This is a genomic window from Blautia sp. Marseille-P2398, assembly GCF_964240315.1.
In the GTDB taxonomy this organism is placed as follows: Bacteria; Bacillota; Clostridia; order Lachnospirales; family Lachnospiraceae; genus Blautia_A; species Blautia_A wexlerae.
In genome coordinates, this window is sequence record NZ_CAXSTD010000001.1 from 117,017 (window position 1) to 140,006 (window position 22,990).

Here is a 22,990-nt window from a genome sequence, read left to right on the forward strand (position 1 = left end):
TTCTAACCGTATGATGTCTAATTATATTTTTTTCTCTGTTTTTGTCTGATTGCTCTGTATATCCGGACTTTACATTGCAATCAGACTATCCTTCTTTGTTTACGAGTTACATGAAACTTTATTATCCCTTTACATACGGTATCAGCGTAAACTGGAACCGGAATAATACATCATCAAATCGGTACTGCTCCAATACAACTGGACCACAACTATTAGAACCAATGCCATTTAATGCGTAGTCAACGCAAAATACTACACTATCTGATTCTGTCAGTTCATAATTATGCGTTTTCTTCTCAAGTTCTTCCTGCGTATAATAAGAAGCATTGAATGAGAAGGCATTTTCCGCAGATACCACAATTCCATATCGGCTGTTGTTAAGCTCTACATATTCACAATCATAATGGCTTCCATTTTCCTGTGGGCGAATATAATCCTCATGCAAATCATCTACATTTGCCTGATACAAACCGTGGCTCGCAGCCTGATGTTTGTCACAATAGCTTTCCTGTGGTCCCATTCCAAAGTATCGTGCAGCTGAAAGTTTTTTATCCAGGAACATCCTCACACCAAATCTTGGCAGGTCCGGAAATTCATCATCTTTTGTTACTGCAATATCTGCATCAATCTTTCCAGCAGCTTCTATTTTCCATGTGATCGTCACATCAAGAATCTTCTGTACTGTCTCTGCCACAACGGATGCATGGCTTGTAATTTTCACACCATGCTTTCCCTGCACGACCTCTGTCGTGTAAACTCTTGTATAAGCTTTATCATAATGGGCTTTCTTCCATTCAGACTTGATGTACATATCATTATCTGTTGGTGCCCTCCAGATATTTAATTCCATCGGGTGGTTCAGATATTCCCGACCTGCAAATTTCATCTCTGTAAAAAGTGCAGTCCGTCGGTCGATTGTATATGCGAATTCACGACCTTTGATATGAATCTGTGTATCATCTTCACTCACCTGTAATTCAGAATCCGTCACTGTTTTTTCAACCCATTTTTCTGCTAACTGGCATTTGGCATCCTTCTGGCTTACTTCGATCTCATCAAATCCAAGGATATGGTCTTCATCCAACAGTGGCAATTCCTTTTTCAGATGATAAATAAATTTTAAATAACATTTTCCACTCTCTGGCACATTGATTTTAAGGTTTATTTTTCCTTCACTGTGTGGTGCTGCTGAAACTTCTGGGAGTTTACCTTTGCTGATTACAAGCCCGTCCTGCGTCAGTTCATAACTGATCTTCACATAATCTTTCAAGTCATCAAAATCCATGTAGTTATGAAGCACCAGTTCTCCGCTTTCTTTGTCATAGGAAATAACCCTTGCCGGGCGATAAACATTCTTGTATTCCAAAAGTCCTGTATGTACCGTTCTGTCCGGATATACTAATCCATCCATACAGAAGTTGCCATCATGAATTTCTTCGCCATGGTCGCCCCCATAAGCATATATAGTCTTTCCATTCTCAGCAGTTCCATGAGCAATTGCATGGTCACACCATTCCCAGACAAAGCCGCCGCACATTTTATCATTATCCTGAATCATCTGGAAGTAATCTTCAAAATCTCCAGGTCCGTTTCCCATACTGTGACAGTACTCTACCAAAAGGAAGGGTTTGCTTCCATCTTTATCCAGATATTCCTGAATTTCGGAAAGCGCTGGGTACATCCGGCTGTACACATCCAGATTGCTGTAATCATATGTTTCATCATAATTACGGTATCTTGCACTCTCATATTGTGTGATACGGTCTGGATCAAAATTCTTTGTCCATTCCAGTGCTTTTTCAAAGTTGCAGCCATAAGCACTCTCATTTCCCATTGACCACATAACAATACAGAAACGGTTTTTGTCACGTTCCACCATGAGTTTTACGCGATCAACGATTGCCTCTTCCCATACCGGATCATCTGCAATCATCTCATTCCATCGTTTGAACCGATTGTAATCAGTGTCTTCTTTTCTGTAGATCATACATGGACCATGAGCTTCAATATCTGCTTCATCTATTACCATGAATCCATACTTGTCACACATTTCATAGAAAAATGGTGCGTTCGGATAGTGGCTGGAACGGATCGCATTAAAATTATGCTGCTTCATTAACGTAAGATCGGTTGTGAGCTGTTCCAGACTGATTGTAAATCCAGTAACCGGATCGGAATCATGTCGATTGACACCACGGAATTTAATCTTCTGTCCATTTAGGTAAATGACCTGGTCTTTAATCTCTATCTTTCTTAATGCAATGTGATCTACAATTACTTCATTCTCTGTTTCAAGAATCAGTTTATATAGATATGGATTTTCTGTATTCCAAAGTTCCGGACTTGCAATTTCTAATACAGCTGTTCCTTCTTCAGCAATACTTCCTAGTGCTACAACTGCTCCGTTTCTATCTTCAATCGAAATTTTTACATTTAACGGAGAGTAGAATTTCATTTCAATTTCTACTTTCGCAAGCATATCCTCAATTCTTGTTTTAATATGATAATCACTGATTGCCTGTTTTGGGCGTTTCAAAATGTACACATCCCGGAAAATACCACTCATACGGAATTTGTCCTGATCTTCCAAATAGGAACCATCACACCACTTCATGACCAGAACCGCTATGCTGTTCTCTCCGTCCCGAAGGAGGTCGGTGATATCAAACTCACTGGTCATATGAGAAACCTGGCTATACCCTACATAAGAGCCATTGATCCATACATAAAAGCAACTGTCTACTCCTTCAAAATTCAAGAAAGCTTTTGGTGCATTTTCATCTTTGTGATAAACAAAGGTATGTGCATATGTTCCACATGGAATATCCTGTGGTACATACGGTGGATCAAATGGGAACGGATACCTGATGTTTGTATACTGATGTGTGTCATATCCTGCCATCTGCCATACACTCGGAACCTGAATCTCATCAAAATTTTCTGTATCATAATCTTTCTCAAAGAAGGGTTCCTGAACATCATAGATACTGTTAAAATACTGGAACTTCCAAGTTCCGTTCAATAACTGCATTCGGTCTGACTCTTCCCTGTGCTTCACCAGGTTATCCATTCTTTTGGATGCCGGAATAAAATAAGCTCTGGCTGGCATTGTATTTTCATGCAGTACGCTTAAATCCTCATAATAACGTGGTACAATCATAAATAACTCTCCTTTAATACATATACATTTTTTTACACTTTGTTTTTCCACAGCAAACCTTGTCTTTTACTTTTATGTTTACGCTTCTCTGTTTTGCTATATATATCTTATCCTAATCTACAAAACATGTCTATGAATTGGATTAGACAAAATATGCACTAAATGATACAATAATAAAAAAGGAAAAGAGGTGCTACCATATGTATATGAATACCGGTTATTTAAACCACTCCCATATGGATTTCAAAGACAAAAGTCGCCCACTGGTTGTAGGAAGTTGCGGTACTTACCGCCTTTCCGGCCATCCAAAGTTACCAACCTACCGTCCAAGGGGACGCCTGGATTATCAGATTATCTATATCACTGCTGGTTGTGGGCATTTTCATTTTGACAATGTGGATAACGAAACGATTGTCCCCGCCGGTAATATTGTACTGTACAGACCGAAGGAACTTCAGAAATATGAATATTATGGAAAAGATAAGACAGAAGTATACTGGATTCATTTTACAGGCAACAATGTAAAAAATATCCTACGGCAATATGGATTCCCGGATAAAGAGCGTGTATTTCAGGTCGGAACCTCTATGGAATACGAACAGATTTTCAAGCGTATTATCATCGAGCTTCAGCGTTGCCAAGATAATTATGAGGAAATGCTTGTCCTTCTGCTCCGTCATCTTCTTATCATCTTTCATCGGGAACTGACCAGGGAACATATCTCGAAAAATGAATACCTGGATCACGAGATGGATAACGCAGTTACCTTTTTCAGTGAAAATTATAACCAGAATATTAGCATAGATGATTATGCTGCCTCACGTGGAATGAGTGTCAGCTGGTTTATCCGAAACTTCAAAAAATACACAGGTTCTACACCAATGCAGTTTATTGTGGGAATCCGAATTAACAATGCCCAGATGTTACTTGAAACAACAACCTATTCCATCAATGAAATTTCTAAAATCGTCGGGTATGATAATCAGCTTTATTTCAGCCGGCTTTTCCACAAGCTGAAAGGATATTCCCCAAGAGAGTACCGAAAGATAAGAAACAAGTTCTAAAATCCACAATATCGCATTGGCTTGTATCGTTATTTTTCTATTTTGCAAAGCCATTAGTTTCGCTTCTACTTGTGACGTATCAAGATCTGCCGTCACTTTTATTTTAAAATCTGACATGTAAAACCTCCTTCTGTATTATTATATTATGATGTTATTTTAAAAAATTGCATAAGAAAAGAGACTACCTATTACGATAGTCTCTTACATCCTTAATAAAAGCATAATTATTTTTGGATGGGCGGTGTATCCATCATCTCAGGTACTCTTTTCAGAGTGCGTCAGGAACCTTTTCTGACCTCAAAAATAATTATGCTCGTTATTATCATATTCACTTTCTATAAAAAGAAATACTATTTAATTTCTTCTTTGTCAGGATTATTTTTTCTGTTTTCAGTGCTGTTTTTTTCACACGTTACTGTTCACTCCGTTCACAGTAACGTAGCCAAAATTCATTCCAGATTGCCTGCGGCAATGGAATTTTGGCTTGTATGTCTCGGGATTTTGGCATATTCATGCCAAAACACCTCGCGGGACAGTGGTGTGTGAACAGTAACTTTCACACTCAGTAATAACTTCCTTAATCCTTCCACTATGCAAACGTCTTACTATTTTTGATTCTTGTACTTCATGCATGGTTGCAACATATAAATAGTCCCCATCTTTATCTAATTTTATCCCAATTAAAATATTATCTTTATAACACTTAATTATCAAAAGAACTATTTTCCTTTTCGTTTGGATTAACTCCCGAGGGCTTTCATACTGCTCATATTAAATTGTGATCATTCTACGTTCTCAAACATCTCCGCTAATGTCATGGAGATTTTCGGAAAGTCTTTCAATGTCACCACTGTATCTGCATTATAATGTTCTTCTTCTGAATCATCCTGAAGAATGTAACTGTATTTCAAATCATATTTACCATTTTCCAGATAGTAGATTTCTACAGCCCGCTCTCTTGGTGAAATGATCCAGTATTCCTCAACTCCTGCATTCTGGTAAAGATCCTTTTTGACAGTCTTATCTCTCAATGCAGTCGCAGGACTAAGAGTTTCCACAATAAATCTGGGTGTACCAGTATAGGAACCACCTTTCAAGTGCTTACGGTCACATATAATCATCACATCTGGTATCACATAATCATTATTCTCCTGTGCATGATATTTATAATCCAGATTCTCCATGAAAGCCAAGCACAATGTTCCTTTTAATCCACTTTTTATAATGGAATAAATATTACCATCTACAATCCCATGCTGATAATTTGGTGACGGTGACATATCATAAATCACACCATTGATCTTCTCTTCTTTTCTATATTCCTCTTCAAGTAATGGCATATTCACTCACCTCCTACAATTCCATACTATATCTTAGTAGTCAATCTCATCAAACAGATCTTCAAAGGTTATCTTAATATTGGGAAAATGAACCAATCTTAATTCATCCTTGTTTTCTTCGCTAATAGTTTTCCAGAGATAATATTTGGGAATATCATTCTCATCATAGTCCAGTTCATAAATCTCTATTGTTTTTGTACGCCAATCAACAATCCAATATTCCTCTATCTCCTGTTGCGCATATAATTCCATCTTTTCTGTACGATCATATTTTTCGGTTGATGGAGATAAAACTTCCATAACAAAGCGTGGGGCATCTATAAATGTATTCCCTCTCCTGGATTTAGTACGACAGTTTATAGAGGCATCAGGAATGACTATCTTATTATTTCCCTCAGCATCTTTAAAACGGTACTGTACATTATCGGAATAAACATAACAAGTGCTGTTTTTTAACTGATATCTGACCGCAGCCACAAAATTGACAATAACTGATGAATGTTCTGGTGTAGCACCTGCCATATCTGTAATCTTTAAATTCCAATCCATTCTATATGCTCCCTTCGATGAAAATAAAGCTTTTTATATTGTCAAGTCTATCATCATTTTGTCTATATCTGTATACGATTTTCCTAGAGAAGGATTCTGTTTCATCTGTTGTACTTCATTAATTGCAGATATAGTCTCACTGTTTGGTATTTCTCTGGTAACTTCTCTTGAATAAATCTCCCTATGTTCTTTATTCAAAATTATCATTTAGTAAGCTCCTTATATGCTTCCATATTCTGTTTAATTAATCGTTCCGAAATTGCTGTCACATCTTCTACGTCTGCTATTTTCTGTGCTTCTGCCAGATTTTTATAATCCTCGTATACGAAATCTGCATTCATATATTCTTTTGCACGTTTTGTCATATTATCACTCATAATTCCATACTTCCGAAATCAATCACAAAATCTTCATAGATTCCCACTTTAACAAAATCCTGTAAGGTATAATCATTAACACTTTCATCACCGGTAAAATTATATACTATAACACGATTCTTCTCAGGATCAACAATCCAATATTCCTTAACACCTGCGAAACGATATTTCAGAAGCTTCAACAGGTAGTCCATTTTCTTACTTGCAGGTGACACAATCTCAATAATCCAATCAGGTGCGCCCTTACATCCTCTATCATCAAGCTTATCTGGATCACAAATTACAGAAATATCTGGCTCTACATAGGTATTACTTCTTTCATCCAAGTAAACAGCAAATGGTGCAGCATAGACCTCGCATTTTCCTTTATGTTCTTCAATATAACGATCAATAATACTGACAAGTCTTGTTGAGATACGCTGATGCTTTCGGCTTGGTGGTGCCATCATATACATATGACCATCAATCAGTTCTGCTCTTTCTCCATCTGGTAAAGCATATATATCATCTATAGTATAGGTTTCTTCTTTCAATAATGGCATGTTATCACCTCCAAGTGAGCTTAGCTATAAATATATTATAATATAGATTATGCCTATTCAGCAACCTGTTTTTTGATTCTGACAAAACTGACAAAACTATATCACTTCCTGGTTCCACTCCACACCATTTGTATCTGTCCATGTGTCTTTTCCATCATAAATATAGACAGTATTAGTACAATCCATGTAACGACCATCCACTAACTTATAAACAGTAGTTGTTTCTCCCCGCAGATTTATAATTTCAACTACATCCTCTCCGGGATAATCTTCATTTTCTAAACTGGATTCAGTATCCTCGTCTTCAATTTCTTCTGAAAAATCCTCTTGGTTTTCATTGTCATCTGCATCCGAGTCAACCGCTTCTGTTGGTTGGTCTTCCACTATATTTTCTTCATTTTCCGGAAGCTGCACAACATCAATAATTGCTTCAATAGTTTCTACCGGTGAATCACTCTAGGGATATCCAGACATATCTCCGCCTGCTGACGCAAGCAATTCATACCAAGAGAGATTGCTGCAAAAATGCCATAAGAACGAGAGCTTTTATCCTTTGCTCCGGCAATAATAATCAAAACCAGAGATACTATGGACAATAAAACAACTATCACTGTCGAAAAAATATGCATCTTAATGCCTACCTGCAGGAGTCTGTTTTTCTTACCCTGAATGCCTATACATACCATCATTGCACACACCAGAGTACATACATTGTACAGACTGCTTAGCTGATTCCATAACTGATGCGATGGTGCATTCGATGCACTAAGGTCACTTACCGCAATAATTCGATAAATTCTTTTTCTTTATCATATGGCATTTTCCTCACAAAACCACTTCAGATAATCGTCCAAAAGATTCTTATCTGTTTCATAGCTGCACTTACCATTGCTCTGATCCAGTTCTGGAACAAATGCCGGATCATTTCGGAGCTGATGCAATACATAATGCTCAAGGCATCCTGGACGATATACATTCCAAAAACTTTCTCTTATCAGATTTTCTACTTTCTGATGTTCTTCCTTTTTCTCTAAACGAATCATAATATTACTTTTTCCCATTTTTTAGTCTCCTTTCGAATGATTGTAAACAAAAACCGATAATCCTGAATATTTCTTAACTATCAGGATTAACGGCTCTGTGTCTTACGCGTCTGGCTCTCATATTTTTTGTTCTGCAATTTTCATTTCTTCTACAATTCCTGTTAAAACACAACTTTTCCAAACGAAGTTAAATGTTCACTATATAAAATCAACTTTACCCAAACAGACCCAGGTAATTACAAGTCTATGCTGGAAGTATATGGATCAGATTCCCCTTTAAGCAAATAAGCTCATAAGGGAATTAGCGCAAAAAAGCAGCAAACCTTTTTCAAGATTTACTGCTTATATACTGCTGTGATGGGCTGCTGATATTTATATCGATTCCATAAAATACTGCAATCAATCCAGTGCATTTATTATCTTCAAAAGAAAGTTACACATCCAGCAGCTCAATCAACTTATCAAGAAATGCCTCCTCTTCTAATGTATTAATTTTGAAAAACACAGCCTGGCTTCCTCCTGCCGTAATTGCAGAAAGTTGAACAGGATCTTCACCGTTTTGAAAAAGTGTAATATTGAGACTCACTCTGTTTCCTCCAGCATAGCTGTAACGTTCAAAAATACGAACACTGCAACGCGCAGTCCCACTTTGAAAATCACTGGCACCTTCTAAAGTTGCTGATATACTGCTATTTAATATTCCGTTTTCGATATTTGAAAGTAACTGATCGAAATCTTCATTTATGCTTCTTTCTATTTTTGCCATACACAAACCTTCCTTTTCTCAACTGTGTGACATGCTCCCACCACTTAAATCCCAGATTTTGAAGTGGGGGCTTCTTGCTCAATGACTCTACTGAGCCAAGTATCTACAAGCTATCCTCGCGTGCCCCGCGATTCTTTTGCCCGGACACGGGCGCATTTTCTTACTTATTGTCCGGATACGGACAGTTTATACTGCCAGCATCCTTCTTGCCTCTTCACGGATATTGATCGCTGCATTTCGATCTCTGTCCATCTCATTTCCACACGTGCAGCGGTATACTCTTTCGGATAATCCCAGCTCTTTTTTTATCTTTCCGCATTTACTGCATTTTTTGCTTGAAGGGAAAAAGCGGTCTATCTTTACTAATTTCTTTCCCTTCCAGGCAAGCTTATAATCCAGCATATTCCGGAACATCCCGTATCCATTATCCTGTACACTTTTCCCAAAGTGCAGGCACTGGCCCATTGCTTTCATATCAATATCTTCTACCGCGACTATATCGTACTGGTCTGTGATCCTGCGGCTCAGTTTATGCAGATAATCCTTTCTCTGGTTTCGTATTTTTTCATGGCACCTGGCAACTTTCTTTTTCTGCCGCACATAATTGCGGCTTTCTTTTACACATCTCGACAGTTTACGCTGCTCCCTTGCCAGCCTTTTTTCATTTCTTCTGAAGAATCCTGCTTTTTCAAGTTCAATCTCTTCTGAAAACACTGCCATCCCCTGCATCGCATAATCAATCCCCAGTATTTTGGCATTGCTGTAATCTTCATCTGCTGCTTGGTTTTCGCAGCTGTATCCTTCATACAGCAGACTTGCAAAATACTTTCCGGACGGCTCCATACTGACTGTCACTGATTTCAGACAGCAGTTTTCTGCAGGCTCCCTGTGTTTTTTCATGGAGATCCATTTTAATTTGGGAAGCCGGATCCGCTTATCTTCTACCAGAATATTTCCGTTGACTACATTTGTTGTGTAGCTGTTTTTGGAGTGATGTTTTGACTTGAAACGTGGAAATCCAACCTTGGGATCACGGAAAAAATTCTTATATGCTTTCTCCAGATGAAGCTGAACATTTGCCAGTGCCAGCGAATCTACTTCTTTCAGAAATGAATACTCCTTTTTATACATGGCTGGTGTATTTTTTAACAGTTTTTCGTCTTTTTATACTCCCGGATCTTGTCATTAAGCATCTGGTTATACAGAAAACGGCAGCAGCCAAATGTTTTTCCCAGAAGTATCTTCTGTTCTTCTGTTGGATAGATCCGGAAACGATATGCTATGTTCAATGCTTTTTCTCTCCCTGGGTTTCGATGTATTGACGGATCACTTCAACTGGTGCGCCTCCTGCCGTCAAAAGGCAGAAACTCTGACTCCAGAATGCTTCTTTCCAAAGTTTTTCCCGGATTTCCGGATACTCTTTTTTCAGCAGCCTGCTGCTGGCACTTTTATATGCATTGATAAATTTACTGAGTTCCGTTTTAGGCTGTGCACGAAACATTACATGCACATGGTCAATATCATGATTCCATTCCTCCAAAACAATTCCATATCGGGGTGCAATATATTCCCATATTTCTTTTGCTCTTTCTGAAATTGGATCATTGATAACTTTTCTGTTCCCTTTTTCTTTCCGGTGATCACACCACTGGAACTTACCGTTGCGATCTTCTTATTTGAAGAACTGTAGGTAACTTTCTCCTGGGAAGTGATCGGGCTGATGACCGGTTTCAGCGTAAGTTTTTTTATTCTTTGCAACAGTCACGCTTGATTTCAGTCCGGTGATCTTTGTTGTTCTTACTGTTGTTTTTTGCACAGTAACGGAAATGACCTGTTTCTTGCCGCTGGCCAGTGTAATGGTCACTTTGATTATTATTTGAATTCCAGCCCTCAGCCTTTTCATTGACAGAGGGCTATTTGGGGCTTAACAATTATTGAGCATCCCTTAACTGATCTACAATGCTGCATTTCGCTGCGTTATCATACATCATGCAAGGAATCAGCCACCCAAGCAGAAGAAATACCGGAATTGTCAGCAGGACAGGCAGAACGGTGAACCGATACTCAAAGAACCAGAACATACTGCCCAGCATTTTCCCCGCAAGAGGTCCCACCGCCAGTGAAAGCACAAAGGCCACCGATACGGAAGACATTGCGTAAAACAACCCCTCGTAGATCAGCATGGTTTTGAGCTGTCGGGGCGTCATTCCTACAGCCTGAAGCACAGCAAATTCCCGGCGGCGGGAAAGAATACCGGTCATCATGGCGTTGAAGAAATTTAAGAGTCCCACCAGCCCAATGATAGCACAAAGGATACCACCGATCAGAAGGAACATCTGCCGGAACTGAGCAAACTCAGAGCGAACCGTGGCTTTGCTTTCATACATCAAGGGCGAAAACTCACCGGCCGTGAGCTTTGACAGATATTGCTCTGCTTCGGCCTCGTCAACTTCGTCCGCTGTGTCGAACAGGTAGAGCATCGGAATGGCTGCACCACCGCTGTCCCTCTGTGCGGTGTCCACAGACAAAACTGCATCATAGCCAACGCCGCTATAACGATAACTCATGGAATTCGGAAGTTCTACCAAGGCGCAGACCGTGTACTCTACATCTCTGGCTCCATACAGTTTTTTCTGACGGTACTCCTCCGGTGTATCTTCGGTGCGGAGTTCTCCAGTGCGGCTGTCGATATATTTCACATCATCCGCATAGGTAGCCGTGATCGTGTCTCCCACCTTGGGGTAGTATTCAGGATTGAGCAGATTACCGTAGTCATCTAAGGAAACCGCAATGGCAATGGCGTTATTGTCCGGCTCCAGCATAGGAGAAATATCTCCGTCGAGCACTTGCAGCTTGTCAAACAGACTGTTATCCAGAGCCTCGATTCTGGTATCTCCCATCACCATATTGCCCCGGTGCTCCATGCGGCTCATATGGCTGTCCAACTGCTCGGCGCTTTCGTACCTTGCATAGTCCTGCCGCAGAGCATCCTCCGTCATCCACAGATATGCGGGTTTTCGCACAGCATATCCCGTGCCGGAAAGACTGGCCTTTGTGTTTGCTGCGATCTCTCCGATCTGTTCTGGCGTGATGAATTCATCTGCTGGGTTATAACGAAAATAGTCGGGAGTGCTGACGATAAAATCGGCGCAGGTCATGGAGGATACATACTTCTCCATGCTGAAGCCGCCCACAAAGGCACACAGCGCATTGAACAGTGTCACCGACAGTGCCAGAGACAACACCACCAGTACCGTCTTTTTCTTGTTTCGTCCCAGATTGGCAAAGGCCATCTGATGGAGCTTTGCTCCTCGGATGCTGCGCCGTTTTTTCTTGGTCTGCATCACATCCGTATATTTGGTAGCCTCCACCGGAGAGACCTTGGCTGCCATTTTTCCGGGCTTGGAACAGGACAAAAGCACCGTCAACAAGGCGAACAGCATAGAACCAAGGAAGATCACAGGCGAAGTGCTGATGGTGGTGATGCCTGTATTCAACTGGATGGAGTGCAAGACAACAGGCACCAAAACAGCGCCGATGCCGTAGCCCAGCAGCAGCCCCGCCGGAATGCCGATCAGACAAAGCAGAAGTGCCTGCTGGCGAATGATGCGTTTGAGCTGCCGGGGCGTTGTGCCAATGGTTTTCAGAAGTCCGTAAAACCGGATGTCCCCTGCAACAGAGATCTGAAAAATGTTATAGATGATAAGATACCCCGTGAAAATCACCAGCAGCAAAAAAGCTGCTATGGCGATCATCAGCTCTGGATCGAGCTGCGACTCCAGCTGGGATGAGGTATATCCCCAGTTGACGCCGATCCGGACGCTGTTGGGATCAGTATAGCTGTCCCATGTGTAGCCAAGATCGGTATCCACCTGCTCCATCTGCCCTTGAATGTTTGTGCCGGAGGTCAGCATGACATTCAAATCGGTGCGGAAAGGCTGTAAACCTGTTTTCACTGCCTGCGCTTCGATGTCATCTGCGTAATCACGGCTGATGTTGATGTAATGAACAGGCATTAGTTCATCATAGTCCCAATAGCCCACCAGCGTAAAGGTATCTGTTACAGTAAAGGCGGTTTGATCCTTGTCCGTAATGGAATAGGAAACCGTGACCTCGGCGCCCAGCTCCGGCGTTACGCCAAGCAGCTGCAACGCTGCCGTATCCATGGCTACCTCTTTGCCGCTTTCGGGCATCCGTCCGGTAGTAGGGGTGGCATAGCTCCATTTAGTGCAGTTGGCATCCATGTAGCTGATCTCTGCCGGTATTTTGGCAAAGACCCCCTCCGCAGTGATACCGATTACCTTCCGTGCCCCCGTAGCCTTTACCTTTGGGTGGGCAGCGATGCGTTCCGCCTGCTCGGGGGAAACATCCTTAAAGGTGCCATGCGCATAGCCGCCTACCTGCCGAAACTGGTAGGTTTCATAACTGGCGTTCAACGACAAGACAATGGTGAACATGGACGTAAATAGCAGCGTTGTCAGCGCAATGGCAAAAATGGCGATCAGATTGCGACGACGGTTCGCATAAAGAGATTTTAAGCTGAGTTTTCGAATACATTTTCGATTTTTGACATTCATCGTAGCCACCTCCCGTTAGTTCTGGGAGACGATCCGACCATCTTCGATACGGATAATGCGGTCTGCCATCTGCGCAATTTCTTCGTTGTGAGTGATCATTACGATTGTCTGGGCGAACTTTTGACTGGTGACTTTCAAAAGGCTCAATACATCCTGGCTGGTTTTGGAATCCAGATTGCCGGTGGGTTCATCTGCCAGAATGATAGCGGGTGCTGCCGCCAGCGCACGGGCAATGGCTACTCGCTGCTGTTGACCGCCTGAGAGCTGATTGGGCAGGGCATCCAGACGGTCGCTCAGTCCAAGCGTCTGCACGATCTGCTGCACAAAAGCCTTGTTTACCTTTCCGCCATCCAGTTCAGTGGGTAGAATGATATTTTCATATACATTCAGCACCGGAACAAGATTGTAGCTCTGAAATACAAAGCCGATTTTCCTGCGGCGAAAGATGGTCAGCGCTTCCTCCTTCAGGGAGAAAATATCCTGTCCGTCCACTATGACCGTGCCGCTTGTAGGGCGATCCAGCCCGCCCAGCATATGCAACAGCGTGGATTTTCCGGATCCGGATGTGCCGACAATTGCAACAAACTCTCCCTTCTTCACACTTAAATCAACTCCATCCAACGCATGAACTGCGTTATTACCGGAGCCATAAATCTTTTTCAGGTCTTTTGCCTGTAAAACCTCCATAAACGAGTACCTCCATGAAAAAATCTGTATGTATGAAAGGAAATGATCCTTTGATACATACAGATTATCGCATAGGATTCTTTCCACATTCTTTCCGGCAGAAAATGAAATCTAACAGTTTTGATAGAATTGTTGTTATTTCGGCAGAAATATGGAAAACGTACTTCCTTTTCCCGGAACGGAAGCAACCTTGATATAACCGCTCTCACCGGATATAATCTGTCGGGCAAGGTATAAGCCGATGCCAACCCCTTCTTGTTCCTGAACAGCATTTGAACGATAAAAACGGGAAAATATCTTTGCCTGCTCGTTTTCCGGGATACCTGAACCGGTATCCGATATATCGATCCTTGTAAACATTTCGTAATTTACGGTAGAAATCGTGATTGTTCCATGCTCCGTATATTTGATGGCATTGTCTACAATATTAGCCAGTGCTTCCGCTGTCCATTTGAAGTCAAATGTAGCGGAAATATCTGTATCGTACAGATATATGGATAATCCTTTTCCAGAAGCCTTGGCGGCATATTGTTCTACTACGCTTTCAAGCAGCGGCTGAAGTGATGCTTGCTGAGGGGAAAGTGAAATGATCCCATTTTCCAGTCTGGAAAGTTTTACGAGAGAATCAATCAGAAATCGTAGCTTTTCCGATTGTTTGTACAGTGCCTCCACGTTTTCCTTTGCCGATGCAGGAAGAGTTTCCTCCATCAAAAGCTCGCTGTATAACAGCAGGTTTGCAATCGGCGTTTTCGTCTGGTGCGAAATGTCCGCAATCAAGGATTTGATTTTGTCTTTTTCCTGTGCCATATTTCGAGAAGATGCTTCTGCGGCAGAAAGATAGTGTGCAAACTTTGTTTCCAAAGCAGACAGCTGGCTTTCATCAAAAGTGATTTCAGAAAAAGAACCGGTCATGGCAGCGTCCAGCATCCTTTCGATTTCTTCCATCGTTTTTCTGGCCTTTCTCCGCTCCCATAATACAACAGCTGCCGCCGCCAGAGAACACAGCAGTATGATCACAATGCCGGTTTTATTCATCTTTTGTCACCCAGCTATAACCGATTCCATAGACGGTTTTAATGTATTTCTGTGCCCCAAGCTTATCCCTCAGACGCTTGATCGTAACAGACAAAGCATTTTCATCCACATATTCAGCACCATCTGTCCAGATCCTGTCTACAAGGTCTCCACGGGTCATGGTTCGACCACGATTTTCAACAAGCAGACGCAGTAATTTTTGTTCTGTTTTACTCAATTCCACTTTTGAATCTCCCACATAAAAGGTCATTGCTTCAAAGTCAAAGTGAAAAAGATCAATATGGATCGGTGCATTTTTATGGCTTGACGTTTGCTTTCGCAGTTGGGTATTCACCCTTGCCCGCAAAACCGAAAGAGAAAAGGGCTTGGTAATGTAATCATCAGCGCCCCTCTCCAGTCCGTCCACGATGTCCAGATCGGTATCATTGGCAGTCAGCAGAATAACAGGAATCCCGGGTGTGGTTTCCTTGACCTCCCGTAGCAATTCAAGCCCACTGCCATCCGGCAGATTGATATCTAACAGGATCAGGGATACACCGCCGCAAAGCAGCTGCTCCTTCGCCGTTTTCAGGTCTTTGCAGGAAATAACCTTCCGATCATCTACTTTCAGTGCTTTGCATAAACCTTGATTCAAACCAATATCATCTTCAACAATCAATAATTGCTCCATATATCTCACTCCCTCGTTCCTCAAAGGTATTCGGCAAAGTTAATAACAAGACACAAAAATAACCGCCCCAGCGTGAACGGTTATTTTCAATAAGTATGTGGACTAACCGTCTATCAGTAGTACTCTTTTTCTATATTCATATTAGCACGCATATGTAAGAATGTCACATTTTTTTATTCTCAATATTGCAAGACTGCTGGCATTGCTATTTCTTTTCATTCAATAATTCTTTTACTCTTTTAACCGGAAATCTATCTTCAATATCAACTACTTCAAACAGATTTAATGGCAATTCCTTTTCACCAATCAGGAAAAGGTATTCATTAACAGCTCTACGATCAATCATAATCTTTCCATGTCCTGCCCAATGACGATTGCTCTCTTCCTTTTTCAGTCCGGAAATCCAATATTTATCACCATTCTCAATATCTATATAATTTGCATAGTTACCGATATTTTTCTGAAAGGCATGGTCATTAAAATAGATTGTTTTCTTACTTTTTGAAGTTTTGACATATCCAATCCATGCCGGACCATCATCAGAATATCCCGTTTTTAATTCAATGTACATCAAATTGTTAATCATTCTTATTCTCTCCTGATTCCAAATTTTGCAACATCTCAACTAACTGGAAGTTATTACTTTCTGCATAGCGTGTTTCCCAAAATGATAATTACCGCGACATCAATCAAAATAATTCCCAATGCAATATATACAAAAAATGCAGACAAAATATTTTCAAGCACGCCCATAATTAATGCAAGAATTGCTATAATAGACATTCCAATTCCCATTGTTCTGCATAACTTCTTTTCATCATATTTTTCCTTTTCTTCTTTTGTAGCTGTATTATATCCAGAAATAAACCAGCTTCCGTGTCCAGAAAGTAAAGTTATAGAAAGTGCAGCAAATATTACAAAGACAATCCACGCTATCCAATCAGAACCTGTTGCTAAATCTGCTAATTTCATCTATATGCTCCTTGAATTCCAATTTTCTAAACTCTCAATTCCATCTTCTTGCCATTCAAACAAGAAGTATCTCTCGCCCAATGCGCTCGGTCAATTCCGATTTGAGTTAAAGCCCAAGAGGCTTTTAATGCCCCTTATGCTTTTCTCTTTTCTTTTGCTGTTTCAACTCAAACATTCGCTGTTCTTTTGCCTCTTTTTTCTTGCGATTTCTCTCTTTACGCTCCTGTTTGTTATGTTCCTGCTGTAACTTCAATGCTTGCTGCGATTTTGTGCCAATACCTGTCCCTATTGTCTGCTTTTTTACTTCTCGATGCATCCGTTTCGGATTTCTTTTTATATCCTTTACAACAGTTTCAACAGCCGGACTGAATTTCAAACTGAAATAGTATTGTTGAATATATTCCTGCACTTCGTAATCTTTTGGTTCTGCACCAAATATTACCTTCGCTACAGATAATTTACCATCCTCAATACGCTCGAATACGCCTACCCAAAATGGTTCTTCAAAATATACCGTCAGTTTTCCATTTGTTTTGTCCATAAAAATCCCTCCTAAAATGAATTGAACAAAGAATGGACAACCCGGAGGGGCAGGTTACTTACCCTATTTACATAGGACGGCTGGGCTACCTACCAGCTCTAGCATATCTTAAAAATATGCATTGCGTTTTTATCTTGTTTTTATCATATAAAGTGCAATATCACACAATATATCCTTACAATTTATATATTCTAATTCCTATAGTAAATCTATACAATCATCTTTTCCATTGATAGTACGAGACGATTTTAACATAATACTTTATCTGCTTTCAACACATAATCATGGGAACATATAATTCTGCTTCTCTGAATGATATCACCTCTAACAGAACAGTTTCCTTTTGCACAGCCTTCTATCGGTGTAAAATTTTCGCAGGAACCACATTTTCTGCGTTCCTTTTTCATTCCACGTCCATCGCACCGGATCATTTCATAACCAACAATGTATTTTTGCAATTCATCTTCCGGGATTGTCTTTTCGAGCTTTTCTCCTGCATCATTTCTCAGTTCAAAATGAATATCCTTGCCATTTATGTCTGCTTGCAAGGCTATATTATTATTTAAGAGACCTTCCTCGTTTAACTCATTGATTTCTTCACAATCCAGATTTTCAATAAATTGCAAAATATCTTCCATTATGTCCACAGACAAGCCATATCCTCCAGAGCTGTATTCATAGAATATATTTCCATAATAATCGCCTTCTTTTAAGGTTATCGCAATCACATAGTCCCTGGATTTGTAATCATCAGATAGATCATGGTACATTTTTGTCTTCTCCTTATACTGATATCTGTTCTGGTTTTCTTCCCTATACTTTTCATTTTTTATTTTATCGACTGCATTTTGTTTTTCTATCTTTGCTTCCATTGCAGCATAACCATTTTGCTTAAATTTTTCTATCAGCTCGTCCCCATAACAATCACGAAATTCTTCTCTACATTTCTTTAATGCATCCAGTTGTGTAGATAAAAACTCATCAAAGAAGCTTTCCGGAATATGTAGCCTGCTTGAAAATTGTCTTTTTCTCTTTGGTATCGTTCTTTGAGTGCTGGCATATCCCAACACTCCCATAGATACATCTAACACCCCTGCTAGTTCTACCGAATTTAATTCATATACTTTTTCAATCGCATCATAAATATTTATTTCTACACCGACTCCCTGTTCATCCTGTTGTAAAAGATCCAGAAATTTTTCATAACTTATTTTACATTGATCATAAGGTTTCTTAATATACCAAGGTGCTTTTTTCGTAATCTCGGTATAATACTCCAAAGAAGCTTCCCAGTCATCGCACTCTTCGCCTTCCTTGCATGTGGTATACATGCCACACACACCATTGGAGTCAAATCCACACGTTTTACAAATCTTATCAATTCTCACACTTATCACCTCTCAATCCATCAACATTTTTCTGCATAGATAAATTTTTTCATCAATTCTTTCCTTGTAATTATACACTTTTTCTGATGATATTGCTATCTGCAAGGATATTTGAACTTACTATTGAACTCTTCTTACTGAAAAATATAGATACTCAATTTGAATATTTTTTTCGACAATTACGTAGTATTTCTGTCTGAAGATTCTTATTGTCCTTTTTGGGGGCTTATAAATAAATTTTATTATATATTTATATAATTTTATACTGAAAACTTCAAAATAGAGATACTCGTAAATTTTACTCACCTGTATCCTCTGAAGAATTTCAGTTATTTGAAGAATATTTCCCTAACATGAAACTTCCCGCTTCGTATAAAGCCTTTTTATCTTGTTCAAATGGAATGGAGCTATTTTGTGGAGAAGAGGGTAGTTCTCTAGTCAGCTGTACCATCTACTCTTTAAAAGAAGCTCTTAATCAAAAAGAATTTTGGAATAATACACCTATTTTATCTGATCCAGAATTCACATATCATCTCCCCATTCTTTGTCTGCAAGATATAGGTGATATAACCATGAATTTGCAGGCTGTATCAGAAGGTAGAGACGATTATTTATGTTATCCCGCTCCTGACACCGATCGTTTTAACCTTCCTTTTAATGAATGGCTGGAGCGATATATTGTATGCCAGGGACATGAATTTTGGTTTTTCTTAAATCCGTAACTACCAAAATACTTTCTCTCTACTTTTTTTTATAGAAAAAATATATGCTTATGAAAAACACTCTGACTACTAATAAGTTGGAGTATTTTTATAATTCATATTATATTTATAGATTTACTCTCAGTGCTACACATTCCGGGGGTTGAGGCCGTCCCCAAAGTGCGTTTTGATATCCAAACGCTATGCTTGCCAGGTACTTCCGAACACTTTTTAAGGAAACCATACCATCCGTCCAACCATTTTATATTAATTCTCATCCATATTATCTTTCTTCTCCATCAGCTGTTTCAGCTTTTTATTTATTTTACTTCTATTCTCCTCCTGTAATTTTCCGCAGAATAGATAGCAAAATTTCAGTGCAAACCACCAGATATACAAAGCTTTGAAGCTCTGGAATGCCTGATCATCCAGCATTCCATGTGCCACATTGTTGCGCATGTTAAATCCAAATTTTGAACAGAAAATCGTATTTAAAGCAAATATAAGGTCTTCATCCAGGCTTTCTTTTACTCCTTCCAATTCTAAGACAGCGTGCATTGGTTTTACTTCTTCAATCCCTTCTTCATTCATGTTGTAAACAGGTTCTCCACATTCCACTGCCAGATATCTTACTGCATTTTCTATCTGTGGAATCAGGATACTTAGCGCCGTCAAAAAATCTCCTGAAAAGCCAAACATAAGACCCTTGGTATACGATTCTTTTCTCCCCTCCGGAATCGCACAACTTACATCTACAATCTTTTTTACATCACTCTCTTCGATCACAAATCTGGAACGAATATATTCAAACGTATTTCTCACCAGGATCTGTGCAAAATAATCCATCTCCATGGCTGCTGTCCGCTCCATATTATCCTTAAGAGCTCCTTCATCAATTGTTCCATCGTGCTTTTTCACAGGCCTGCTTTTAGCAATTAATTTTCCTCCTTTTCCAAGGATTGCCGCTGGAAATATCGTGTGCAGGATCCCAGTCCTATTTAATACTTGATCCTTTACCCTTTCTCTTTCCGGAATCGGAAGAAATGAAGCAAAATAACACAGTGCTTCTTCCTTATCAAGATCCTCCAGTTGACGGAACAGTTCTTTTACAATGCCACTGGCATCCTGTTTATCACTCCATACCATCATCTCCGAAAGAGAAGCTTCTTCTATCTGTGCTATTTCCTGCAACAGTGCCTTTCTTTCTTCTTCCGTACCCTGTATGGTCTTTAACAACTGAATAACCTCTTTCAAATAGTGAATCTTTCTCATTAAATTTCCTTTGGAAGAGCCCCCGGCATATTCAGCCTCCATCCGGACAGCCTGAATCTTACGTCTTCGTATCGCAATCAGTTTAGGTTCAGTAATACACTTTTTCTTCTGCCAGTTATTTTTTCTGCAATAGAGTTCTTCCAACAGATCACAAAACTTACCAATGAGCGGTGCATCGCAGCTATTATCATCGTAGGTTTTCAAGATATTTTCCACATAAGGGATCAGATATCCTGTATCCACTTTTTCCTCCATGGCAGTTTTTATCAAATATCCAATTTTTGCATGGCTGCTGTTATCATACTCTTCTAATACTTTTATCAGCAGATTCTTTCGCACCACTTCATTGATTTCCTTGCTTCGCATTTTTTTAGAGATAAACAAGATCCGGTTTATAGCCATGATATGATCTGCAAATGCACCGGTGTTCTTCAAGTGTTCGCAATAAGCCGTTTCTGCTATTTTAGCATTTGAGAAATCATTTTCCACAACCCATAAAAAATCCGATATCTTTGCCTTGTTGATCGGTGCGATGGGATAGCTTCGGATTTCCTCCAGCAATGCCTGATACTCTTCTCTATTTATATCTTTCCGATTCCAAATGCTGCGGGCATAGGAAAACGGTACGTCTTTAGGCGTATCGATCCATCGTTCCACAATAATATCCACCAGAAGATTCCTGAATTCCCCATCCATCGGTCTGCAGAAATCTGCCAGTGCCTTCTCTACCGTATGATAATCAGATTCTTTTAAAATCTCTGCGATCTGCTCTGCCATTTTTTCTGCCATACATATTCCTCCAACCTTTTTCTATAGGAAAAGTATAACGTATTTTTCTTTTTCCTGTAAAGCAGAAAGACCTGAAAATCCAGGTCTTTCTGTCATCATTAATTAAAAATTGAAATTCACACTCTATTTTATATCCTTGGAGCCCATAGAAGCCGCCCATCCAGCCTGAATCCTTTGTATTACGCTTCCATCCCGTGCATCGATCGTAAGAAGTGGAACACCTGCATCATCCATTATCACATCTCCCATGACCAGTCCATCCTCCCCATTTCCGTACTCATACTCTGGCTCTTTGGATGTCCAGGTTCCATAAAAATCCCACACCGGGATCAGGACTGCTTCGGTATCGCTGCCTTCACTGTCTGGCATGCACATATAACCCAGCTGTACCTTTGTTATGGTTATCTCCGCACTCTGTGCATCAATGGACGGATAACGGTAGTGGCTTCCTCCATCGACAGATATCATCCGATTCCTGTCTTCTGTCATGACCTGCAAAGTGATCGTTTTTTCAAAGATATCCTTGACCTCATCAAAAGGAAGTAAGAACAGCCTCTCATCGGAAGCATTCGATGCTTCTATGGGATTTCTGTGCAGAAAACTCTGAAGTGTCCCACTGCAAAAGTCCATCGTCAATACTTCATTTTCCCATCCTTCAGACTGTCCTTCATGAAGTGTTCCATCTTCGTTTTCCCATTCAAGAGCCTGCTCATTAACAGGCAAAGAGGTTTCCCTCACATAATTAACCGGAACCCCGTCTATCATCCGTTCAAAAATGAAGTCATCTTTTTCCAGGGTAGTGCTTCCTTCAGTAAGTGCTTTTGAGGAACTTTCAAATATCTCCCAGTCTCCGGACACAAGACCTGAAACCTTCTCCTTCGCTTCCTTTTCAGACACTTTCCCGCTTCCTGCCTTTATATAATTTTGAAAGCGTTCTTCCCTTTCTTTTTTCTCACTTGATGCCTGGGTCATGTCCCCACAATCGTCAAAGCTAAACTTCGCTATCTGAAATCCAAGTTCCTCCACATCCGATACCTGCTCACTCTGTGTATAAGAATACCGATAGGTCAGTCCATCTACTGTATATGTCCCCGCCTGTTCGTTCTCATTCTTCTCTTCCTGCATGGGCTGTCCTTTTCCGAATGTGTCTTTTATTTTATTCTGTTCTTCTTCAGGAATCGCCACTCTTTTTACTTTTTTTAAACAGATTGCATCTACATACGGCACTTTTACCGATGCATCTGCTGTCAGGGTAAAATTCATCGGGGTTTCTTTATCCTCCCGGTCCGCTGATCTTAGATCTGCCTGGATCGTTGTCTGGTATGTTTCCGGTGCCTGTACCTGTTCGGCAACGGTTTTCTGAACTGTCTCCTTTTTCTCTTCTTTTTTCTGTTCTGTCTGATCCTTTTCTTCCACAACAGCAGACTGGACAACATGGTCACATCCGGATAATGTCAAAAGATTCATACACAGAACGGCTCCCATAAACATTTTTATTTTCTTCATCCTTTTTCCAT

Annotated in this window: 23 protein-coding genes and 3 pseudogenes; 2 read left to right on the forward strand and 24 right to left on the reverse strand. The window is 40.2% G+C overall.

What is annotated here, in order from left to right; all coding sequences use genetic code 11:
* Window positions 1-121: 121 nt before the first annotated feature.
* The gene (locus ACESZG_RS00480; RefSeq protein ID WP_373217344.1) at window positions 122-3,160 is read right to left on the reverse strand and encodes a glycoside hydrolase family 2 TIM barrel-domain containing protein; all 3,039 of its coding nucleotides are present in this window, start codon (window positions 3,158-3,160) and stop codon (window positions 122-124) included.
* A 200-nt stretch (window positions 3,161-3,360) separates the two neighbouring features.
* On the opposite strand from ACESZG_RS00480, the gene ACESZG_RS00485 reads away from it, so the two are divergent.
* A complete protein-coding gene (locus ACESZG_RS00485) occupies window positions 3,361-4,224 on the forward strand; it encodes an AraC family transcriptional regulator (RefSeq protein WP_373217346.1) in 864 nt (287 codons plus the stop codon).
* Between the two features lie 782 nt (window positions 4,225-5,006).
* Here the strand turns inward: ACESZG_RS00485 and ACESZG_RS00490 are convergent.
* From ACESZG_RS00490 to ACESZG_RS00590, 21 genes and pseudogenes are all read right to left on the reverse strand, one after another.
* Entirely contained in the window at window positions 5,007-5,564 is a 558-nt protein-coding gene (locus tag ACESZG_RS00490) for a Uma2 family endonuclease (RefSeq protein WP_118571103.1), read from the reverse strand.
* A gap of 33 nt (window positions 5,565-5,597) precedes the next feature.
* On the reverse strand, window positions 5,598-6,113 hold the full coding sequence (locus tag ACESZG_RS00495; RefSeq protein WP_373217348.1) for a Uma2 family endonuclease: 516 nt from the start codon (window positions 6,111-6,113) through the stop codon (window positions 5,598-5,600).
* 33 nt (window positions 6,114-6,146) lie between these two features.
* Window positions 6,147-6,320, reverse strand: coding sequence for a hypothetical protein (locus tag ACESZG_RS00500; RefSeq protein ID WP_008703579.1), 174 nt, complete (start codon window positions 6,318-6,320; stop codon window positions 6,147-6,149).
* On the reverse strand, window positions 6,317-6,490 hold the full coding sequence (locus tag ACESZG_RS00505; protein WP_173697178.1) for a hypothetical protein: 174 nt from the start codon (window positions 6,488-6,490) through the stop codon (window positions 6,317-6,319). The genes ACESZG_RS00500 and ACESZG_RS00505 overlap by 4 nt, the downstream gene beginning before the upstream one ends.
* Window positions 6,487-7,032 (reverse strand): Uma2 family endonuclease, encoded by a 546-nt coding sequence (locus ACESZG_RS00510; protein ID WP_119253968.1) that lies wholly within the window; start codon window positions 7,030-7,032, stop codon window positions 6,487-6,489. The genes ACESZG_RS00505 and ACESZG_RS00510 overlap by 4 nt, the downstream gene beginning before the upstream one ends.
* A gap of 96 nt (window positions 7,033-7,128) precedes the next feature.
* Window positions 7,129-7,416: a hypothetical protein gene (locus tag ACESZG_RS00515; protein WP_128865949.1), complete on the reverse strand. Its 288-nt coding sequence runs from the start codon at window positions 7,414-7,416 to the stop codon at window positions 7,129-7,131.
* 56 nt (window positions 7,417-7,472) lie between these two features.
* Window positions 7,473-7,721 (reverse strand): hypothetical protein, encoded by a 249-nt coding sequence (locus ACESZG_RS00520; RefSeq protein ID WP_373217351.1) that lies wholly within the window; start codon window positions 7,719-7,721, stop codon window positions 7,473-7,475.
* A gap of 120 nt (window positions 7,722-7,841) precedes the next feature.
* A complete protein-coding gene (locus ACESZG_RS00525) occupies window positions 7,842-8,093 on the reverse strand; it encodes a hypothetical protein (RefSeq protein WP_306505404.1) in 252 nt (83 codons plus the stop codon).
* A 415-nt stretch (window positions 8,094-8,508) separates the two neighbouring features.
* The gene (locus ACESZG_RS00530; protein ID WP_373217353.1) at window positions 8,509-8,841 is read right to left on the reverse strand and encodes a DUF6054 family protein; all 333 of its coding nucleotides are present in this window, start codon (window positions 8,839-8,841) and stop codon (window positions 8,509-8,511) included.
* A 186-nt stretch (window positions 8,842-9,027) separates the two neighbouring features.
* On the reverse strand, window positions 9,028-9,972 hold the full coding sequence (locus ACESZG_RS00535) for an RNA-guided endonuclease TnpB family protein (protein WP_008707455.1): 945 nt from the start codon (window positions 9,970-9,972) through the stop codon (window positions 9,028-9,030).
* Between the two features lie 14 nt (window positions 9,973-9,986).
* Window positions 9,987-10,130, reverse strand: coding sequence for a helix-turn-helix domain-containing protein (locus ACESZG_RS00540; RefSeq protein WP_207664659.1), 144 nt, complete (start codon window positions 10,128-10,130; stop codon window positions 9,987-9,989).
* Window positions 10,127-10,468 (reverse strand): annotated as a pseudogene (gene tnpA / locus ACESZG_RS00545) (IS200/IS605 family transposase); the annotation flags it as partial. The gene ACESZG_RS00540 and the pseudogene tnpA, both read right to left, overlap by 4 nt.
* An 11-nt stretch (window positions 10,469-10,479) precedes the next feature.
* Window positions 10,480-10,599: pseudogene (locus tag ACESZG_RS00550) on the reverse strand (hypothetical protein); the annotation flags it as partial.
* Window positions 10,600-10,772: 173 nt separating this feature from the next.
* Window positions 10,773-13,418 (reverse strand): ABC transporter permease, encoded by a 2,646-nt coding sequence (locus ACESZG_RS00555; protein ID WP_118331581.1) that lies wholly within the window; start codon window positions 13,416-13,418, stop codon window positions 10,773-10,775.
* Window positions 13,419-13,433: 15 nt separating this feature from the next.
* Window positions 13,434-14,105 (reverse strand): ABC transporter ATP-binding protein, encoded by a 672-nt coding sequence (locus tag ACESZG_RS00560; RefSeq protein ID WP_055053974.1) that lies wholly within the window; start codon window positions 14,103-14,105, stop codon window positions 13,434-13,436.
* 135 nt (window positions 14,106-14,240) lie between these two features.
* Complete coding sequence (locus ACESZG_RS00565) at window positions 14,241-15,140, reverse strand: sensor histidine kinase KdpD (protein WP_161275915.1); 900 nt, start codon at window positions 15,138-15,140, stop codon at window positions 14,241-14,243.
* A complete protein-coding gene (locus tag ACESZG_RS00570; RefSeq protein ID WP_055053976.1) occupies window positions 15,133-15,810 on the reverse strand; it encodes a response regulator transcription factor in 678 nt (225 codons plus the stop codon). Before ACESZG_RS00570 ends, ACESZG_RS00565 begins: the two co-directional genes overlap by 8 nt.
* 205 nt (window positions 15,811-16,015) lie before the next feature.
* Window positions 16,016-16,396: a mannose-1-phosphate guanylyltransferase gene (locus tag ACESZG_RS00575; RefSeq protein WP_118571112.1), complete on the reverse strand. Its 381-nt coding sequence runs from the start codon at window positions 16,394-16,396 to the stop codon at window positions 16,016-16,018.
* A 53-nt stretch (window positions 16,397-16,449) separates the two neighbouring features.
* Window positions 16,450-16,782: a DUF3784 domain-containing protein gene (locus ACESZG_RS00580; RefSeq protein ID WP_161275914.1), complete on the reverse strand. Its 333-nt coding sequence runs from the start codon at window positions 16,780-16,782 to the stop codon at window positions 16,450-16,452.
* A 124-nt stretch (window positions 16,783-16,906) separates the two neighbouring features.
* Window positions 16,907-17,323, reverse strand: a complete 417-nt coding sequence (locus ACESZG_RS00585; protein WP_015525019.1) for a YjdF family protein — start codon at window positions 17,321-17,323, stop codon at window positions 16,907-16,909.
* A gap of 248 nt (window positions 17,324-17,571) precedes the next feature.
* On the reverse strand, window positions 17,572-18,711 hold the full coding sequence (locus ACESZG_RS00590) for a hypothetical protein (RefSeq protein ID WP_059085802.1): 1,140 nt from the start codon (window positions 18,709-18,711) through the stop codon (window positions 17,572-17,574).
* 317 nt (window positions 18,712-19,028) lie between these two features.
* Here ACESZG_RS00590 and ACESZG_RS00595 point away from each other — a divergent pair.
* A pseudogene (locus tag ACESZG_RS00595) lies at window positions 19,029-19,433 on the forward strand (SMI1/KNR4 family protein); the annotation flags it as partial.
* 246 nt (window positions 19,434-19,679) lie between these two features.
* Here the strand turns inward: ACESZG_RS00595 and ACESZG_RS00600 are convergent.
* On the reverse strand, window positions 19,680-21,473 hold the full coding sequence (locus tag ACESZG_RS00600) for a DUF4209 domain-containing protein (protein ID WP_373217357.1): 1,794 nt from the start codon (window positions 21,471-21,473) through the stop codon (window positions 19,680-19,682).
* Between the two features lie 123 nt (window positions 21,474-21,596).
* Entirely contained in the window at window positions 21,597-22,979 is a 1,383-nt protein-coding gene (locus ACESZG_RS00605; RefSeq protein ID WP_161234047.1) for a DUF6034 family protein, read from the reverse strand.
* Window positions 22,980-22,990: the final 11 nt, after the last annotated feature.

Bases quoted from the DNA above. Each gene is read 5' to 3' on its own strand.
- ACESZG_RS00505 (WP_173697178.1), bottom strand. From the start codon at position 6,490: ATGAGTGATAATATGACAAAACGTGCAAAAGAATATATGAATGCAGAT.
- ACESZG_RS00605 (WP_161234047.1), bottom strand. From the start codon at position 22,979: ATGAAGAAAATAAAAATGTTTATGGGAGCCGTTCTGTGTATGAATCTT.
- ACESZG_RS00480 (WP_373217344.1), bottom strand. From the start codon at position 3,160: ATGATTGTACCACGTTATTATGAGGATTTAAGCGTACTGCATGAAAAT.
- ACESZG_RS00485 (WP_373217346.1), top strand. From the start codon at position 3,361: ATGTATATGAATACCGGTTATTTAAACCACTCCCATATGGATTTCAAA.
- ACESZG_RS00520 (WP_373217351.1), bottom strand. From the start codon at position 7,721: ATGATGGTATGTATAGGCATTCAGGGTAAGAAAAACAGACTCCTGCAG.
- ACESZG_RS00600 (WP_373217357.1), bottom strand. From the start codon at position 21,473: ATGGCAGAAAAAATGGCAGAGCAGATCGCAGAGATTTTAAAAGAATCT.
- ACESZG_RS00565 (WP_161275915.1), bottom strand. From the start codon at position 15,140: ATGAATAAAACCGGCATTGTGATCATACTGCTGTGTTCTCTGGCGGCG.
- ACESZG_RS00525 (WP_306505404.1), bottom strand. From the start codon at position 8,093: ATGGGAAAAAGTAATATTATGATTCGTTTAGAGAAAAAGGAAGAACAT.
- ACESZG_RS00495 (WP_373217348.1), bottom strand. From the start codon at position 6,113: ATGGATTGGAATTTAAAGATTACAGATATGGCAGGTGCTACACCAGAA.
- ACESZG_RS00535 (WP_008707455.1), bottom strand. From the start codon at position 9,972: ATGTATAAAAAGGAGTATTCATTTCTGAAAGAAGTAGATTCGCTGGCA.
- ACESZG_RS00570 (WP_055053976.1), bottom strand. From the start codon at position 15,810: ATGGAGCAATTATTGATTGTTGAAGATGATATTGGTTTGAATCAAGGT.
- ACESZG_RS00500 (WP_008703579.1), bottom strand. From the start codon at position 6,320: ATGATAATTTTGAATAAAGAACATAGGGAGATTTATTCAAGAGAAGTT.
- ACESZG_RS00560 (WP_055053974.1), bottom strand. From the start codon at position 14,105: ATGGAGGTTTTACAGGCAAAAGACCTGAAAAAGATTTATGGCTCCGGT.
- ACESZG_RS00490 (WP_118571103.1), bottom strand. From the start codon at position 5,564: ATGCCATTACTTGAAGAGGAATATAGAAAAGAAGAGAAGATCAATGGT.
- ACESZG_RS00585 (WP_015525019.1), bottom strand. From the start codon at position 17,323: ATGGACAAAACAAATGGAAAACTGACGGTATATTTTGAAGAACCATTT.
- ACESZG_RS00530 (WP_373217353.1), bottom strand. From the start codon at position 8,841: ATGGCAAAAATAGAAAGAAGCATAAATGAAGATTTCGATCAGTTACTT.
- ACESZG_RS00575 (WP_118571112.1), bottom strand. From the start codon at position 16,396: ATGATTAACAATTTGATGTACATTGAATTAAAAACGGGATATTCTGAT.
- ACESZG_RS00555 (WP_118331581.1), bottom strand. From the start codon at position 13,418: ATGAATGTCAAAAATCGAAAATGTATTCGAAAACTCAGCTTAAAATCT.
- ACESZG_RS00510 (WP_119253968.1), bottom strand. From the start codon at position 7,032: ATGCCATTATTGAAAGAAGAAACCTATACTATAGATGATATATATGCT.
- ACESZG_RS00580 (WP_161275914.1), bottom strand. From the start codon at position 16,782: ATGAAATTAGCAGATTTAGCAACAGGTTCTGATTGGATAGCGTGGATT.